Here is a 16,367-nt window from a genome sequence, read left to right as displayed (position 1 = left end):
TCGCGGCCCGAGCGATCCGCCTTGGGGGTGGCGCGCGATGCAGACCTGGGAGACGATCCGGAAGACGCCGGCCGAGCGGGCCGCCGCGAACCTCGACGACTACGCGTGGGTGCGGCACGACTTCACCTGGGCCGGAGCGCGGGAACGGTGGCTGCCCGGCCTTCCCGGTGGGCAGGGCCTCAACATCGGTTACGAGGCGGTGGACCGGCATCTCGGCCCCGGGGACCGCGACCGGGTGGCGCTGCGCTGCATCGATCGCCGCGGCGCCGTCACCGACGTGACGTACGCCGAGCTCGGACGCCGGACCAGCCGCTTCGCCAACCTGCTGCATGCGCTCGGCGTCGCACCCGGGGAGCGGGTCTTCCTGCTGCTCGACCGCGGCCCCGACCTGTACGTCGCCGCCGTCGGCACCCTGCGCTACGGCGCGGTCCTGTCGCCGCTGTTCCCCGCCTTCGGCCCCGGACCGATCCGCGAACGCCTGGTCGCCGGTGACGCGGCCGTGCTCGTGACCACGCCGGCGTTGTACGAGCGCCGCATCGCCGGTATCCGCGAGGACCTGCCCGCGCTGCGCCACGTTCTCGTCACGGGCGACGCGCCGGCGCCCGAGGGCACGCGCAGCCTCGCCGAAGGACTGGCGGCGGCCGGCGACGAGTTCGAGGTCGCGCCGACGGATCCGGAGTCGATGGCGCTGCTGCACTTCACGAGCGGCACCACCGGCCGGCCCAAGGGCGCCGTCCACGTGCACGAGGCGGTTCTCGCCCACTTCGTGACCGCGCGGTACGCCCTCGACCTGCACCCGGGCGACGTGTTCTGGTGCACGGCCGACCCCGGCTGGGTCACCGGCACCTCGTACGGGATCATCGCGCCGCTGGTGCACGGGCTGACCGTGGTGGTCGACGCCGGTGATCTGGAGGCCAAGCGCTGGTACCGGATCCTCGAGCAGCACCGCGTCACGGTCTGGTACACCGCGCCGACCGCGCTGCGCATGCTGATGCGCAGCGGCACCGACCTGCCCCACGGCTACGACCTGTCGGCCCTGCGGTTCGTGGCGAGCGTGGGTGAGCCGCTCAACCCGGAGGTCGTCGTCTGGGGGCGCGAGGCGCTCGGCCATCCGGTGCACGACAACTGGTGGCAGACCGAGACCGGCGCCATCATGATCAGCAATTACGCCGGTGTGGACATCCGGCCGGGCTCCATGGGCCTGCCCCTTCCCGGCGTCGAGGTCACCCTGCTCGAGCGCGGCGAGGACGGCCGGGCCCGGGTGACCGACGGCCACGTCCGCGAGGTGAGCAGCCCGGACGTGGTCGGCGAGCTCGGGCTGAAGCCCGGCTGGCCCTCGATGTTCCGCGGCTACCTGCACGACCCCGAGCGGTACGCCCGCTGCTTCGCCGACGGCTGGTACCTCTCCGGCGACCTCGCGCGCCGCGACGCCGACGGCTACCTCTGGTTCGTCGGGCGCGCCGACGACGTCATCAAGTCGGCCGGGCACCTGATCGGCCCGTTCGAGGTGGAGAGCACGCTGATGGAGCACCCGGCCGTCGCCGAGGCCGGTGTCATCGGCAAGCCCGACCCGGTGGCCGGCGAGGTGGTCAAGGCGTTCGTCACGCTGCGGCCCGGCGTGCCGGCCTCCGACGAGCTGCGCCTGGAACTGGTCGGGTTCGGCCGCAGCCGGCTCGGCGCCGTCGCGCCCAAGGAGATCGTCTTCGACCAGCACCTGCCGCACACCCGCAGCGGCAAGGTGATGCGCCGGCTGCTCAAGGCCCGCGAGCTCGGGCTGCCCGAGGGAGATCTGTCGACACTGGAGAGTGCGAGATGACCGAGACCCCGGTACGCCCGCGCGCGAGCCGTACGCAGGCGGAGTTCCTGCGCCAGATGCTGCTCGTACGCCGCTTCGAGGAGCGCTGCGTCGAGCTCTACAGCGCCGCGAAGATCCGCGGCTTCATGCACCTGTACATCGGCGAGGAGGCCGTGGCGGTCGGCGTCATGTCGGCCCTGGAACCGCGGGACGCCGTCGTCTCCACGTACCGTGAGCACGGCCACGCGCTGGCCCGGGGCATCCCCGCGACGGCCATCATGGCCGAGATGTTCGGCCGGGCCGGCGGCTGCAGCCGCGGCCGGGGCGGCTCCATGCACCTGTTCGACGCGGCGACCCGCTTCTACGGCGGCAACGCCATCGTCGGCGGGGGCCTGCCGCTGGCCGTCGGGCTGGCCCTCGCCGACGCGATGACCGGCCGGTCCGCGGTGACGGCCTGCTTCTTCGGCGACGGCGCGGTCGCCGAGGGCGAGTTCCACGAGTGTCTCAACCTGGCGGCGCTCTGGCACCTGCCGGTGCTGTTCTGCTGCGAGAACAACCGGTACGCGATGGGCACCGCCGTCGAGCGCGCGCAGGCCTCCACCGACCTCGCCCACCGCGCGGCCTCGTACGGCATGACCGCCAAGGCCGTCGACGGGATGGACGTGGAGGCGGTGGCCCGGGCGGCGCACGCGGCGGTGGAGAAGGTACGCGCGGGAGCCGGGCCGCGGTTCCTGGAGCTGCAGACGTACCGGTTCCGCGCCCACTCGATGTACGACTCCGACCGCTACCGGGACAAGGCGGAGATCGCCCGCTGGCGTGAGCGCGACCCGCTGGACGTCCTGACGCGGCGCATGGGTGACGGCTCGTCGCAGGCGCGCGACCGGATGGAGGCCGAGGTGGCCGCGGAGATCGACGCGGCGGTCGCGTACGCCGAGGCCGCGCCGGAGGAGCCGGTCACCGACCTGACCCGCTTCGTCTACGCCGAACCGGGAGGCGAGCGATGAGCACGATGACGTACCGCGAGGCCATGCGGGAGGCGATCCGCGCCGCGATGCGCGCCGACGAGCGGGTCTTCCTCATGGGCGAGGACGTGGGCCGCTACGGCGGCTGTTTCGGCGTCAGCCTGGGCCTGCTGGAGGAGTTCGGGCCGGAGCGGATCCGGGACACGCCGCTGTCGGAGTCGGCGTTCGTCGGCGCCGGCATCGGGGCCGCGCTCGGCGGGATGCGGCCCATCGTCGAGATCATGACCGTGAACTTCAGCCTGCTCGCCCTGGACCAGATCCTCAACAACGCCGCCACGCTGCGGCACATGTCCGGCGGGCAGTTCGGCGTGCCGCTGGTGATCCGGATGACCACCGGCGGCGGCCGCCAGCTCGCCGCGCAGCACTCGCACAGCCTCGAAGGCTGGTACGCGCACATCCCCGGCCTGCGGGCCATCGCACCCGCGACGGTGTCGGACGCGCGGCGGATGCTGGCGACCGCGCTCGCCGACCCGGACCCGGTGCTGATCTTCGAGCACGGCGGCCTCTACAACACCTCCGGCGAGGTCACCGACACCGAGCCGGTCGACATCAGCCGGGCCGCGATCCGGCGTGGCGGACGCGACGTCACGCTCATCGCGTACGGCGGGACGGTGCCCACCGCGCTGGCCGCGGCGGACCAGCTCGCGGCCGACGGTGTGCAGGCCGAGGTGATCGACCTGCGGACGCTGCGCCCGCTCGACGACGCCACCGTGATGGAGTCGGTGGCGCGCACCCATCACGCGGTGGTCGTGGACGAGGGCTGGCGCACCGGCAGCCTCGCCGCCGAGGTCAGCGCCCGCATCCTCGAGCAGGCGTTCTACGAGCTCGACGCGCCGGTCGCCCGGGTGTGCTCGGCGGAGGTGCCAATGCCGTACGCGGCGCAGCTGGAACAGGCCGCGCTCCCGCAGCCGGCCGGCGTCCGCGAAGCGGCACGAGAGCTGGTGCGCGCCGGTGGCTGAGTTCCGGATGCCCTCGCTGGGCGCCGACATGACCGACGGCGTCCTGCTGGAATGGCTGGTGCGGCCCGGCGCCACCGTCCACAAGGGCGACATCGTCGCGGTGGTGGACACCGACAAGGCGGCCATCGAGGTCGAGTGCTTCGACAGCGGGACCGTACGGGAGCTGCGGGTCGCGGAGGGCACCCGGGTGCCGGTCGGGACCGTCCTGGCCACGATCGCCTCGGCCGGGGAACCGTCTCTTGCCCCGACGACGACCCCTGCGGTGCGGACGCCCGCGGCCGCGCCGCTCGCGGCGGAGTCGCCGGTGACCTCGCCGCTCGTGCGGCGGGAGGCGGCTGCCCTGCACGTGGATCTGCACGCCGTGCACGGCACCGGGCCCGGGGGCCGGGTGACCCGCGAGGACGTGGAACACGCGGTCCCGGCTCCCCCGCCACCGGCCGCGGTCCCACCGCCGGCCGCCGTCCCGGCTCCCGCCGAGGTCCCGCGCGGGCGGCGGCGGGTGTCGCCGAGGGCGCGGCGGCTCGCCGAGGCCGCCGGGATCGACCTCGGCACCGTCGCCGGCACCGGGCCGGGCGGCGCGATCCGCGCGGCCGACCTGCCACCGGCGCCCGCCGAGGGCGCAGCCGCCGCCGACCGGGCGGCCGAGCGGGCGGCCGCCATGCGGGGCACGATCGCCGCGCTCATGGCCCGGTCCAAGCGGGAGATCCCGCACTACTACCTCACCGAGACGATCGACCTCACCGACGCCCTCGACCGGCTCCGCGAGCGCAACCGCGATCTGCCGGTCCCCCGCCGCGTCGTCCCGGCCGCGCTGCTGCTGTCCGCGGCGGCCCGGGCCGCGGCCGAGGTGCCCGAGCTGAACGGGTTCTGGCAGGACGACCACTTCGAGCCCGCGCCGGCCGTACACCTCGGGGTGGCGATCTCGCTGCGCGGCGGCGGCCTCGTCGCCCCCGCGATCACCGACGCCGCCGGGCTGACGCCGGAGCAGCTCATGGACCGGCTCAAGGACCTGGTGGCCCGCACCCGGGCCGGCCGGCTGCGCGGCAGCGAGCTCTCCGCGCCGACGATCACCGTGTCCAACCTCGGTGAGCAGGGCGTCGAGTCGATCATCGGAGTGATCTATCCCCCGCAGGTCGCCCTGGTCGGCTTCGGCACGATCGGCGACCGGCCGTGGGCGGTGCGCGGCCTGCTCGGCGTACGGAAGCTCGTCACCGCCAGCCTCGCCGGCGACCACCGCGCCACCGACGGCGCGACGGGCGCCCGATACCTGCGGGTGGTGGCCCGCCTGCTGCAACAACCGGAGGAGCTGTGAACACCACAGAGGCGGACCGACTCGTCCGCACCGCCCTGCACGAGGTGGCGCCGGAGGCCGACCTGAGCCGGCTGCGCCCGGACGCCGACCTGCGCGACACGCTCGCCCTGGACTCGCTGGACTTCCTGAACCTCGTGGAGCTGCTCAGCTCGCGCAGCGGGAAACGCATCGACGAAGAGGACTACCCGAGGCTCGGCACGCTGGCGGACATCGTCGCGTACCTCGGGTGACAGCACGACATGAGGAGGTGGCAGCGATGCCCCCGCATTGCGATTCCCTCGACGGTCCCGTCGTCCGGGCCGCCCGTGCGGCCTTGGCCGCCGGCGACGCCGACCTCGTTCTGTCCTATGTACCGGCCGCCGGGGAGGACGAGGTCCGCGCCGCCTTCGGCCGCGTCCTGCCGCTGCAGGCGTCCGGCGGTGAGGCCGCTGCCGTCGCGCAGCTGTGGTTCTTCGAGACGGTGGTACGCATCCACCGCGCCGGCGAGGGCGCCTCGTACACCGGGCTGAAACCCGCGGGGCTGGATGTCGGGCCGGTGATCCCGCTCGCCGAGAAGGCGGTGGAGTCCGGCGACGGTGAGCCGGTCCGCCGGCTTCTCGCCGACGAGTTGCGCGCCGAGCTGGCGGACCGGCTGCGCCGGGTCGGGCAGCTGGCCGCCGCCAAGGATGCGTCGTTGCCCGCGGCGCGCGCTCACGTGCAGGCGATGCTGGGCTTCCAGGTGTACGCGCACCACGTCCTCCAGGCGATCCACGCCGCACCGCACGAGCACGGCTGACCGTGAACCGTCCGCGCGTCACCATTCACAACCTCGTCAGCCTCGACGGACGCCTGGACGGATTCCGGCGGTGACTCTCGTCTGCGTCGAGCAGCTGCGTGACAGCCATGTGTGGTTGCGCTACGAGGTGCGGAAATCCTTGCGGCGCTGAGTCATCGGCCCCGTTCGGCCCGGCGTACCGGTGCGTCCGGCCCTGCCGTCACCCCGCGGCGGCGGGTTATGCCTGGACGGACAGGGGGAGGTCCTCATGGTCGTCAAGAGGTCCCAGGACGCCCGGCGGGCGGAGCCGGCCGGACCGCGATTGTCGCCGCAGCAGGTGTGGGATGCCGTGGCGCACGCCTCGTTCGCGGTGCTGAGCCATGTGACGCCGGCCGGCGCACCGCGTTCCAGCGGGGTCGTCTACGTCGTCAGCGACGGGAGCATGTACGTGGCCGTCGCGCCGGACAGCTGGAAGGCCCGTCACATCGGCGCCGACGGCATGGTGGCTGTCACCGTACCGATTCGCCGTGGCGGGCTTCTGTCGCTGGTGTTCCCGATCCCGCCGATGACGATCAGCTTCGCCGCGGTGGCCACGCTGCACACCGCCGAGGTGCTGGCCCGGGCGCCGGGGCTTGCCCGGCTGGTGCCGCGGGACCGGCTCGACGCCTGCACGGTCGTCGAGATCCGCCCGATCGGGCACTTCGTGACGTACGGGCTCGGGGTGCCGCTGCTGCGGATGCGCGACCAGGCCCGTTCCCGGGCCCGGATACCGGTGCCATGACACCCGCGGCGCCGGCCGCACCCGGTTCTCGGCGGCCACCGTGGTGGCGGTCGCCCGTGGCCGGATGGCTCGCGCCGGCCGGGTCGGGCGTGGTCGCCGCGGCCGTGCTGCCCCGCGGGCCCGTGACCGGTACGCAGCTGGCCCTGCTGGTGGCGGGTTGCTGCTCGTCGGCGCCCTCGCCGGCCGGCTGGTGCCGTCGCGGTGGATCGTCCCGGCGGCCCCGGTGCTGCACCTCGCGGCGTGGGAGCTCGGCCGCGCGACGGTGTTCCGGATGGCCGGGCCGTCGTTCGGGCGCCCGTCGTTCGGCACCGCCATGGGCGTGCTGCTGTTCGTCGCCGTCCACGTTCTGTATGCGCTGATCGTCGCCGTGCCGTTGGTGCTGGGCGCGGTGGCCGGTCGGGCGTGGGCACACAACGCCGACGCGGAGGAACCGGAGCGGTACAACGACCTGCTCGTGGACGTGGTCCTGGCGGAGACCCGGCGGGGCTGAACCCGAATTGCAACTTGCAATCGCGTGCAAGTATGCAAGCATATGCAACATGACAGAAGCCATCATCAACGCCCGGGTCTTCGACGGCCGGGACGTCGCCGACGCGACCACCGTCGTCATCGAGGGGACCGGCATCGCCGCCGTGGGTGGCGCGCCGCCGGCCGGCGCCCGCATCACCGACGCGGCCGGGGGAACGCTGCTGCCCGGGCTCATCGACGCCCATGTGCACACGAGCGTGCCGAGCCTGGCGCTCGCCCTGCGGTTCGGCGTCACCACGGAACTGGAGATGCAGGGCACGAACACCCGGCACAACCGGTCCCACATCACCGAGGACGACAGCGTCGCGGACGTACGCTCGTCCGGCTTCGGCATCACGCCGCCCGGCGGGCACCCGAGCGAGCTGTTCCCGGAAGGGTTCCGGCCCGGCCCGCCGCCGGGATCGACGCCGCCCGGCGGCGGCCGGGAGCCGCTGATGCCGTTCTCCACCACGCCGGAAGAGGCGGTGGCGTTCGTCCCGAAGCTCATCGAGGACGGCTCGGACTACATCAAGTTCATGGTCGACGACGGCTCGGTGGAGGGCCATCCCGGTCTGCCGATGCTCGACCGGGCGACCCTGAACGCCGGTGTGGCCGAGGCCCGGCGGCGGGGGATGCTCACCGTCGCGCACGCGCTGACCGTCGAGGCGACCCGGATGGCGGTGGAGGCCGGGATCGACGGCCTGGCGCACCTGTTCATGGACCGGCCGCACACCGACGAGATCGTCGGCCTGATCGCGCGGTCCGGCGCGTTCGTGGTGCCGTGCGTGGTGCTGGACGCCTCGATGATGGGCGTCACCGGGGCCGCGCTGGCCGACGATCCGCGGGTGTCGTCGCGGCTGAGCGACCCGTGGATGCAGACCCTGAGGTCCAGCTTCAACCACTACCCGCAGGGCGACCTCGCGGCCGTGCTGGCGTCGGTCAAGGCACTGCACGACGCCGGCGTCGACATCCTGGTGGGTACGGACGTGTCGGCGCCGCTGCCGTTCCTGGGCGGCCTGGCGCACGGGGCCAGCGTCCACCACGAGCTCCAGTATCTGGTCGAGGCCGGCCTGACGCCCGTCGAGGCGCTGCGCGCGGCGACCAGCACGCCGGCCCGCCGGTTCGGGCTGGGCGACCGTGGCCGCATCGCACCGGGGCTGCGCGCCGACCTGCTGCTCGTGCACGGCGACCCCACCACCGACATCGGCGACACGCTCAACACCCGGGCGGTGTGGCGGCGCGGCAAGCGCCTGGAGGATGCATGAGGTCCTGCACATGTCCGCGGCAACGCTGCGCGAATAGACTGGCGCGGTGACCCAGCGGAAGCCGTCCCGGCGCGACCTCGACGCGGACCTGCTCGACGGGGTGGGCCCCGCGTTCGCGCGGTTGCGCCGGCGCACGACCCAGGTGCCGGTCACCCCGCCGGTGGAGCGCAAGGACCTCAACCGCAACCTGCTGCTCAACGTCATCGACGAGGCGGAGGGCGAGATGAGCGTCGGCGCGGTCGCCGACGTGCTGGCCGTCGACCCCTCGGTGGCCAGCAGGATGATCGCCGACTGCATCGCGCACGGCTACCTCGTGCGTATGCCGTCGCAGGCGGACGGCCGGCGGGCCGTGCTCCAGCTGACCGAGGCGGGCTACGCGCTGCGCGACCGGTTCCGCTCGCAGCAGCGCCAGGCGTTCGAGTACATCACCCGGGACTGGCCGGAGACCGAGCGCCGCGAGCTCGCCCGGTTGATCATCAAGTACGCGGATTCGGCCGTACGGGCCGGCAAGGGCTGACGCTCCGGCTGGGCACGGTCTTGGCCACCGCTGCGCCGGGCCGCCTGCCGCAGCGCGGCCCGGCGGTGACCGGGGCGGCCTGGGCCCTGGGCGTCAGCGCGCGGACTCCAGGGCCAAGGCCAACGCGCCGAGCAGCGGGGCGTCGTCGGCGAACCGGGCCTCGGCCAGCGCCGGCGGGAACGGCACGCAGCGGCGCAACGCCGCCGCCACCCGCGGCATGATGTGATCCGCCGCGCCCATCATGCCGCCGCCCACCACCACCCGTGCGGGGTCGACCGTGACGCAGAGGTTGGCGATGGTCCGCGACAGCGTGGCGACCGCGTCCTCCAGCAGGCCGGCGACCGCCGGGTCGGTCGCGGACGCGAACAGCTCCGCGGCGGTGACGGGCCGGCCGAGCAACGTGGACCCCTGCCGGCCCAGAGCCGCGCCGGACACCCTGTCCTCCAGCGGGGCGCGCCCGTCCGCGAAGCAGGGGTCGGTGTCCCGGTCGCGCAGATAGGCGATCTCGCCCGCCGCGCCGTGCGCCCCGGGCAGCACCCGGCCACCGGCCACCAGCGACACCGCGAGACCGGTGCCGAGGTTGACGTAGAGGCCGACGTCGACCCCGCGCAACGCGCCCCAGCGCAGCTCGGCGGCCGCGGCCGCGTTGACGTCGTTGTCGATGGCCACGGGCGCGTCGCCGAACTCGGCGCGCAGCAACGCCGGCAGCTCCATGCCCTCCCAGCCGGGCACGTTCGGGGCGAGCCGGACCCGGCCGCCGCGCAGGACGCCGAAGGTGGAGACCCCGACCGCCGCCGGACCGGCCACCAGGTCCCGGGCCGCCTCCAGGGTCCGCCGTACGGCCTGCTGCGCGCCCGAGGCGCCGAGGGTCCGCAGCCGCACCGTGGTCTCCGGGCGCGCGTCCGGGGATCCGACGACCGCGGTGCCGAGCGCGATCTTGGTGCCGCCGAAGTCGATCGCCAGCACCCGGGGCGCGGTCACCGGGGCTGACCCCGCCGGGCCACCGAGTCCACGGCGACGGCGACGGCCAGGACCGCGGCGGTCACCATGTAGCGCACCGAGGAGTTGACGTTGAGCAGCAGCATCCCGTTGGTGATGGCCTGGATGACGACGATCCCGAGCAGGGCGGCGTAGGCGCGCCCGCGGCCGCCGAACAGCGACGTGCCGCCGATGACCGCCGCCGCGATGGCCATGAGCAGGGTGTCGCTGCCACCCGAGCTCTGGTTCACGGCGACCAGGCGGCTGGCGGCCAGGATTCCCCCGGTGGCGGCCAGCACGGAGGCCAGGGCGAAGGCGATCATGCGGATCCGGGTCACGTTGATGCCCGCGCGCCGGGCCGCTTCGGCGTTGCCGCCGACGGCGTACATGTGACGGCCGAAGACGGTGTGCTGCAGGACCAGGTCCAGGGCGACCACCAGGGCGGCGAAGACGACCAGCAGCAGCGGTACGCCGCGGTCGGCCGACAGCACGGTCACGGCGGCGGCCAGCGCGAGCGCGAGGCCGCCGAGGCGCAGGCTCATGCCGAGGACGGAGGGCACGGGCAGATCGGCCGCCTGCCGCATCCGGCGGTTGCCGAGCGCGGAGGCCGTACGGACGGCGACGATCAGGACCGCGGCCGGCCAGGCGACGCCCGGCGGCAGCCAGGTGTCGCTGAGCTTCGCCAGCAGGCCGTCGAACGGCAGGTTGATCGTCCCGCCGGTGCCCAGCAGGTAGAGCATGAGACCCTGCCAGCCGATCAGCCCGGCGAGCGTGACGACGAACGACGGCATGCCGAGCCGGGTGAACATCCAGCCGTGCACCAGCCCGATCAGGGCCGCGCCGGCGAGAGCGGCCGCGACGGCGGCCAGGGGCGGCCAGCCGCGGTGGACCGACAGGATCGTCATGACGGTCGCCGACAGCCCGCTGACCGAGCCGGCGGACAGGTCGATCTCGCCGAGCAGCATGACCATGATGACGCCGAGCGCGATGGTCCCGGTGGCGGCCATCTGCATGGCGAGGTTGGTGAGGTTCTCCGCGGACAGGAACCGGTCGTTGAGCGAGCCGAACACCACCGCGATCAGGACCAGCCCGGCGACGACCGGCCAGGCGCCGACGTCGGCACGGCCGGTACGGCGCAGCGGCCGCAACGGCTTGCGCAGCAGCACGGGGAGCGTGCTCATGCGGTTCCCTCCACGGTGCTCCGGGGCGGCCCGGCGAGCGCCGACCCACCGGTGATGGCCGCCACGACGTCCTCTGCCGTCGCCTCCGCGGTGCGGAACTCCCCGGCGTTGCGGCCCAGCCGCAGGACCACGATCCGGTCGCTGATCGCCCGGACGTCGGCGAGGTTGTGCGAGATGACCAGGACGGCGAGCCCGCGGTCGCGCAGGCGGCGGATGAGCTGGAGGACCTGCGCGGTCTGCTCGACGCCGAGCGCGGCCGTCGGCTCGTCCAGGATCACGACCCGCGGCTCCCCCACCAGGGCCCGGGCGATGGCGACCGACTGACGTTGGCCGCCGGAGAGCATCGCCACCGGCACCCGGATGTCGGGAATCCGGACGTCCAGCGAGGTGAGCAGGTCACGGGCGGCCCGTTCCATCCGGATGGGACGCAGGATCGACCAGCGCCGCCGCTCGTCGCCCAGGAACAGGTTCGCGACGACGTCGAGGTTCTCGCAGAGGGCGAGGTCCTGGTGGACCGTGGCGATACCCAGCCGGCGGGCGTCGTGCGGGGAGGTCAGGCGTACCGGCCGGCCGTCCTGCTCGACCGCTCCGCCGTCCGGGGTGATGACGCCGGAGAGCACCTTGACCAGGGTCGACTTGCCGGCGCCGTTGTCGCCGACCAGCGCGACCACCTCGCCGGGCGACAGGTCCAGGCTCACCTCGTCGAGCGCCTGGACCGCGCGGAAGCGCTTGGAGACCGTACGGGCGGAGAGCACTACCGGATGCCCTGTCGCTCGCACGCCGCCTTGACCGGCGCCGTACAGATGTCGGCCGCCTTGTAGAAGCCGTCCTTGACGATCGTGTCCTTGATCTTGTCGGCGGTCACCGGGATCGGGTCGAGCAGGTACGCGGGGATGTCCGCCGTACCGTTGCCGACCTTCGCCGGCGCGCTCGGCTTCTCCCCGCGGACGGTCGCGACGGCCAGCTGCGCCGCCTGCTCCGCCTCCGTACGGATGTCGAGGTAGATCGTCATGTACTGCTCGCCGGTCAGGATCCGCTGCACTGCGGCGAGTTCGGCGTCCTGGCCGGTGATCGGCGGCAGGGTGGCGTAGCCGGCGCGCTTCATCGCCGCGATGGCCCCGCCGGCCATGCCGTCGTTGGCGGACAGGACGCCCACGATGGAGTCCCGGCCGAGCGCGGTGATCGACTGTTCCATCTCCTGCTGGGCCTTGTCCGGGCTCCAGTCGGGGGTGTCGAACTCGCGCCCGATCTTCACCTTGCCGTCGAGCACCTGGTGGGCGCCCTTCTTGTAGTCCGCCGAGCTCGGGTCGGTCGGCGAGCCGTTGATCATCACGATCTGGCCCGTGGCGGTGTTTCCCCTCTTGCCGAGCGCGTCCAGCAGGGCCTGCCCCTGCATCTCGCCCACCCGGACGTTGTTGAAGGAGACGTAGTAGTCGTACGCGATGCCGGAGATGAGCCGGTCGTACGCGATGACCGGCACCTTCGCCCGCTGGGCCTGGTTGACCAGGGGCGCGACGGCGCCGGCGTCCACGGCGTCGAGGACGAGCACGTCCGCGCCCTGGGTCAGGGCCGCCTCCACCTGCTGCTGTTGCTTGGCGGCGTCCTGGTCGGCGTTGGAGTACAGCAGCTTGCACTCGGCGCACAGCGCCTTGACCTTCGCCTCGAACAGCGGCCGGTCGAAGGCCTCGTAGCGGGTGGTCTTGGACTCGGGCAGGAAGAGCGCGATCGTCGGCGCCTCCTTCCCGCCCGCGGGGGTGTCGGAGTCGTCCGCGGTGCCGCAGGCACCGGCGAGGACGACGACGGTTGCGGCGACTGCGGCGAACCTTGTGGCTCTCACGGGCACCTCTTTCGCAGGGGGTTCGAGGAGCATCGTGGGCCATCGGCACCGAGCTTGGCAATGACCTTTACTAAATTCGTGAGTGACCTTTACGAAATGCTGTGGCAGCCTGACAGGCGTGCACAACAGCGCGACGGCCAGTACGACGGCGGTTCTCCGGGTCATGAACGAGCGGGCCGTGTTCGCGGAGGTGTTCCGCCTGGGCAAGGCGTCCCGGCCGGAGCTGGCGCGAATCACCGGGCTGTCGAAGCCGACGGTCGCCGTCGCCCTGAGCAACCTCGAGGACGCCGGGCTGCTGCGCCAGGTCGGGCTGCGTGCCGGGCCGGCCGGGCGCTCCGCGCTGCTGTACGAGGCCCGCCCGGAAGCCGGATACGTGCTGGCCGTGGACATCGGCCGGGCGTTCGTCCGGACGGCGCTGGCGAATCTGGTCGGCGACATCGTGGCGCGCAAGGAGGAACCGTCGCACGGCGTACGCAACCGCGACCTCGTCGCCCAGCTCACCCGGCTCGCCGACGACCTGGCCGGGGCCGCGGGCATCAAGCGGAGCGACATCACGCTCGCCGTCTTCGGCACCCCCGGCATCCACGACAAGACCAGCGGTTCGCTGCACCTGGCGCCGAACCTGCCCGGCTGGGAACAGCGCGACAGCGTGGCCCGGCTGGCCGACGTCGCGGGGGCGACGTACGTGGTGGAGAACGACGCCGACCTCGCCGCGATCGGTGAGGCCACGTACGGCCTGGGCCGCGGGGTCCGGCACTTCGTCTACGTGTCGATCGGCACGGGCACCGGCATGGGCATCGTCATCGACGGCAGGCTCTACCGGGGATTCCGCGGGGCGGCCGGCGAGATCGGCTACCTCCCCGTCGGCGACGGCGACCCGCTGCTGGACCAGCCCGGTACGCACCAGCGCGGCATGTTCGAGTCCGTCGCATCGGCCGGCGCGCTGGTGGCGACCTCCCGGCGGCTCGGCATGCAGGACGGGCTCACCGCGAAGGACGTGCTCGACGCCGCCCGGGCCGGCGACGAGGCCGCCCGGCGCACGGTCGAGCGCGAGATCGACCACCTGGGCCGCGCGCTGGCCGGGGTCACCGCGGTGCTGGATCCCGAACTGGTCGTGCTCGGCGGCGGCGTCGGCGGCCACGCCGGGGATCTGCTGACCGGCCCGCTGCTGGAGCGGCTCGGCAGCCTGGTCGCGCTCGACCCGCCCCGGATCGAGGTGTCCACACTGGGCACCGACGCCGTCCTGCTCGGCGGGCTGGCCTCCGGGCTGACCGCCGCCCGCGACCTGGTCCTGGACCGCGCCGGCGGCCTCACCCGGTCCGGGCCGAGGTGATCTCCGCGGCGATGCCGCGCGCCCAGGCCCGGATCCGCTCCGGGTTGCGGAAGTCGCCGGAGTGGCCCTCGTGCTCCATCCGGCGCGCCACGAAGCCGAGCCAGCCGTGCGCCTCGGTGGTCATCCGGCCGCCGAACGTCACGTGCCCCCGCGCCTGCAGGAGCTGCATCGCCACCTCGGCCTGGTGATTCGGCGGCAGCTCGGTGTCGTCGGCCGTGTGGTCGAGCGGGCCGCTGCTGAACAGCCACACCGGACGGCCGTCGAACCGGCCGGCGAACTGTTTGGCGAACTTACGGGCGTCGGCGTGCCAGCCGCCCGCGTACATGGCGGCGCCGAGCACGAGCGCCTCGTAACCGTCCACATCGTCCACCGCGTCGGCCGCGGACAACCGGGTCTCGAGCCCGGCGGCGCCGAGCTCCTCGGCGATCCAGCCGGCGATCTCGGCGGTCGATCCGCCGGTCGATCCGTACGCGACGAGCACAGTCATGCCGGTTCCTCCTCAGGTCCGAGCAGATAGGCCACCACATCGGCGGCGTGGTAGGCGTCCTGACCGTCGGGCAGCCGCCGCAGCAGCTCCCGTACGCCGGTGAAGTCCGTGCCCGCGGTGATGACCGCCGGCTCGGTGTAGCCGTGCGCGCGCCGCTGGGCGAAGCCGGCAGCCGCCATCAGCCCGTTGCACAGGCACCTGCGGCCGACCGTGTTCGCCTCGCGTCCCCCGCCGTGGCCCCGGTACATCGCCACGGGTTCCGCGGGGCAGCGGTAGCCGACCGTGCCGTCGGGCTTGCGGTACGGCGTCCGCAGCACCCCCAGGTCGCACAGGCGCTCCCGGCCGGCGTAGACCTCCTCGTCGGCCAGGGTTCCGGGCAGCTGCACCACCTTGAACGGGAACCCGGTCGGCGAGGTGCGCGCGTCGGTGCGTACGGGCACCTCGCCGTGGGCCGCCAGCTCGAGAACGCGGCGCTTGAACTCGGGTGCCATCCCGGACTCCGCGCAGTAGGCGAACGCGGTGCCCACCTGCACACCGGTCGCGCCGGCGGCCACGGCACGGGCCACGCCGGCGGGGGTGCCGTACGAGCCGGCCATCCAGAACGGCAGCCCCACCCCGGCCATCGACCGGGGATCGACCACGTCCCGTTCGTCGTAGACGAGCTGGCCGGTGTCGTCCAGGCGGCGCGGGCCCCGGGGCGGCGCGTTGTGGCCGCCGGCCTCGAAGCCCTCCACGATGAAGCCGTCGGGCCGGGTGACCGGGTCGGCGGCCAGCGCCTCGGCCAGGTCCACGGAGGCCACGATCGCGTCGAAGCGGGGCCGCGGCGGAGGGCGCTGGCCGGGTGTGGCGTAAGCGCGCGGGTCGAACCGGATGGCGTGCTCGCCGTCGGCGGACGTGGCGCCCTGGACCCGGATCGGCAGCTCGACCGGCTGATGCCGGGCCAGCGCGTCCAGCAGCGCGGGCAGATCGGCGGGATTGCCGGCACCCATGAGAACGTGGTCGACACCGGCGAGCATCGCGCCGTAGCAGGCGAACGGGATCGGCAGCTCGATCTTGCGCAGGTAGTTGATGCCGATCAGGCCGTCGTGGCCCTCTTTGGCCAGGAACACCTCGGCGAAGTTGGCGGCGATGGTGAGCTCGGCGAGCGCCCGGGACGGCTGCAGGCTGAACCGCAGCACCGGCCGGAACGGCGCGGCCGGATCCTTGCCGCCGGCGACGTAGTACGTCCGCAGGATCCGCTCGGCGACGCCCGGCACCGGGAAATGCTCCAGCGCCCGGCGCATGTCGCCGCCGAGGTCGCCGGACTGCAGCCGGCGGGCGCAGACGATCTCCAGCGCGGTGCCGGAGACCACCCCCATCTGACCGGTCAGCGACACGGCCCGGGCGAGCTGCCAGCCGGAGACCGCGACGCCCATGCCGCCCTGGATGACTCGTGGACCGGGAGCCGAACTGGTCATCATCACGTCTTCCCATCGCCGGGGCAGAGTCCTGCCGTGGCGTTGCCGGTCCGACCGAGCGTCCTGCGCGGCGCCGCCCTCCGCCAGTGCCGTTAGGCCCCCGAGCGCGGCGGAAGCCCGGCGGCCGAAGTCAAGGGGTCCGTCGGCACTGTCATGCGGGACCTCAGCGCCTGTAGTTGATC

General features: G+C 73.6%; 17 protein-coding genes. 11 read left to right on the top strand and 6 right to left on the bottom strand.

Annotated features, from left to right (window positions below; translation table 11 throughout):
* Positions 1-37: 37 nt before the first annotated feature.
* From acsA to AB0K03_RS00680, 10 genes are all read left to right on the top strand, one after another.
* On the top strand, positions 38-1,816 hold the full coding sequence (gene acsA, locus AB0K03_RS00725) for an acetate--CoA ligase (protein WP_364678478.1): 1,779 nt from the start codon (positions 38-40) through the stop codon (positions 1,814-1,816).
* Positions 1,813-2,799, top strand: a complete 987-nt coding sequence (pdhA, locus tag AB0K03_RS00720) for a pyruvate dehydrogenase (acetyl-transferring) E1 component subunit alpha (protein ID WP_364678475.1) — start codon at positions 1,813-1,815, stop codon at positions 2,797-2,799. Before acsA ends, pdhA begins: the two co-directional genes overlap by 4 nt.
* Positions 2,796-3,776: an alpha-ketoacid dehydrogenase subunit beta gene (locus AB0K03_RS00715; protein ID WP_364678472.1), complete on the top strand. Its 981-nt coding sequence runs from the start codon at positions 2,796-2,798 to the stop codon at positions 3,774-3,776. Before pdhA ends, AB0K03_RS00715 begins: the two co-directional genes overlap by 4 nt.
* Positions 3,769-5,088: a dihydrolipoamide acetyltransferase family protein gene (locus tag AB0K03_RS00710; protein ID WP_364678470.1), complete on the top strand. Its 1,320-nt coding sequence runs from the start codon at positions 3,769-3,771 to the stop codon at positions 5,086-5,088. Before AB0K03_RS00715 ends, AB0K03_RS00710 begins: the two co-directional genes overlap by 8 nt.
* Positions 5,085-5,318: a phosphopantetheine-binding protein gene (locus AB0K03_RS00705; RefSeq protein WP_364678467.1), complete on the top strand. Its 234-nt coding sequence runs from the start codon at positions 5,085-5,087 to the stop codon at positions 5,316-5,318. The genes AB0K03_RS00710 and AB0K03_RS00705 overlap by 4 nt, the downstream gene beginning before the upstream one ends.
* A gap of 26 nt (positions 5,319-5,344) precedes the next feature.
* Complete coding sequence (locus tag AB0K03_RS00700) at positions 5,345-5,863, top strand: DUF6448 family protein (protein WP_364678464.1); 519 nt, start codon at positions 5,345-5,347, stop codon at positions 5,861-5,863.
* Between the two features lie 247 nt (positions 5,864-6,110).
* Complete coding sequence (locus AB0K03_RS00695) at positions 6,111-6,623, top strand: pyridoxamine 5'-phosphate oxidase family protein (protein WP_364678462.1); 513 nt, start codon at positions 6,111-6,113, stop codon at positions 6,621-6,623.
* A gap of 157 nt (positions 6,624-6,780) precedes the next feature.
* Positions 6,781-7,113, top strand: a complete 333-nt coding sequence (locus AB0K03_RS00690; RefSeq protein WP_364678459.1) for a hypothetical protein — start codon at positions 6,781-6,783, stop codon at positions 7,111-7,113.
* A gap of 49 nt (positions 7,114-7,162) precedes the next feature.
* On the top strand, positions 7,163-8,395 hold the full coding sequence (locus AB0K03_RS00685; RefSeq protein WP_364678456.1) for an amidohydrolase family protein: 1,233 nt from the start codon (positions 7,163-7,165) through the stop codon (positions 8,393-8,395).
* A gap of 46 nt (positions 8,396-8,441) precedes the next feature.
* A complete protein-coding gene (locus tag AB0K03_RS00680; protein WP_364678453.1) occupies positions 8,442-8,912 on the top strand; it encodes a MarR family winged helix-turn-helix transcriptional regulator in 471 nt (156 codons plus the stop codon).
* A gap of 93 nt (positions 8,913-9,005) precedes the next feature.
* On the opposite strand, the gene AB0K03_RS00675 is transcribed toward AB0K03_RS00680, so the two are convergent.
* From AB0K03_RS00675 to AB0K03_RS00660, 4 genes are read right to left on the bottom strand one after another with little or no spacing between them, the layout of a single operon-like run.
* Positions 9,006-9,893: an ROK family protein gene (locus AB0K03_RS00675; RefSeq protein ID WP_364678450.1), complete on the bottom strand. Its 888-nt coding sequence runs from the start codon at positions 9,891-9,893 to the stop codon at positions 9,006-9,008.
* Positions 9,890-11,071 (bottom strand): ABC transporter permease subunit, encoded by a 1,182-nt coding sequence (locus AB0K03_RS00670; protein ID WP_364678447.1) that lies wholly within the window; start codon positions 11,069-11,071, stop codon positions 9,890-9,892. Before AB0K03_RS00670 ends, AB0K03_RS00675 begins: the two co-directional genes overlap by 4 nt.
* Positions 11,068-11,826, bottom strand: a complete 759-nt coding sequence (locus AB0K03_RS00665; protein ID WP_364678444.1) for an ATP-binding cassette domain-containing protein — start codon at positions 11,824-11,826, stop codon at positions 11,068-11,070. Before AB0K03_RS00665 ends, AB0K03_RS00670 begins: the two co-directional genes overlap by 4 nt.
* Positions 11,826-12,908, bottom strand: coding sequence for a sugar ABC transporter substrate-binding protein (locus AB0K03_RS00660; RefSeq protein WP_364678442.1), 1,083 nt, complete (start codon positions 12,906-12,908; stop codon positions 11,826-11,828). The genes AB0K03_RS00665 and AB0K03_RS00660 overlap by 1 nt, the downstream gene beginning before the upstream one ends.
* 163 nt (positions 12,909-13,071) lie before the next feature.
* On the opposite strand from AB0K03_RS00660, the gene AB0K03_RS00655 reads away from it, so the two are divergent.
* Positions 13,072-14,241, top strand: coding sequence for an ROK family transcriptional regulator (locus tag AB0K03_RS00655; protein WP_364678439.1), 1,170 nt, complete (start codon positions 13,072-13,074; stop codon positions 14,239-14,241).
* Here the strand turns inward: AB0K03_RS00655 and AB0K03_RS00650 are convergent.
* Positions 14,219-14,728 (bottom strand): flavodoxin domain-containing protein, encoded by a 510-nt coding sequence (locus tag AB0K03_RS00650; RefSeq protein WP_364678436.1) that lies wholly within the window; start codon positions 14,726-14,728, stop codon positions 14,219-14,221. The genes AB0K03_RS00655 and AB0K03_RS00650 overlap by 23 nt on opposite strands.
* Positions 14,725-16,188, bottom strand: coding sequence for a nitronate monooxygenase (locus AB0K03_RS00645; RefSeq protein ID WP_364678433.1), 1,464 nt, complete (start codon positions 16,186-16,188; stop codon positions 14,725-14,727). The genes AB0K03_RS00650 and AB0K03_RS00645 overlap by 4 nt, the downstream gene beginning before the upstream one ends.
* Positions 16,189-16,367 lie beyond the last annotated feature (179 nt).

It is taken from the genome of Actinoplanes sp. NPDC049316 (genome assembly GCF_040677315.1).
GTDB lineage: Bacteria > Actinomycetota > Actinomycetes > Mycobacteriales > Micromonosporaceae > Actinoplanes.
This window is presented reverse-complemented; position numbering and strand designations above follow the sequence as displayed.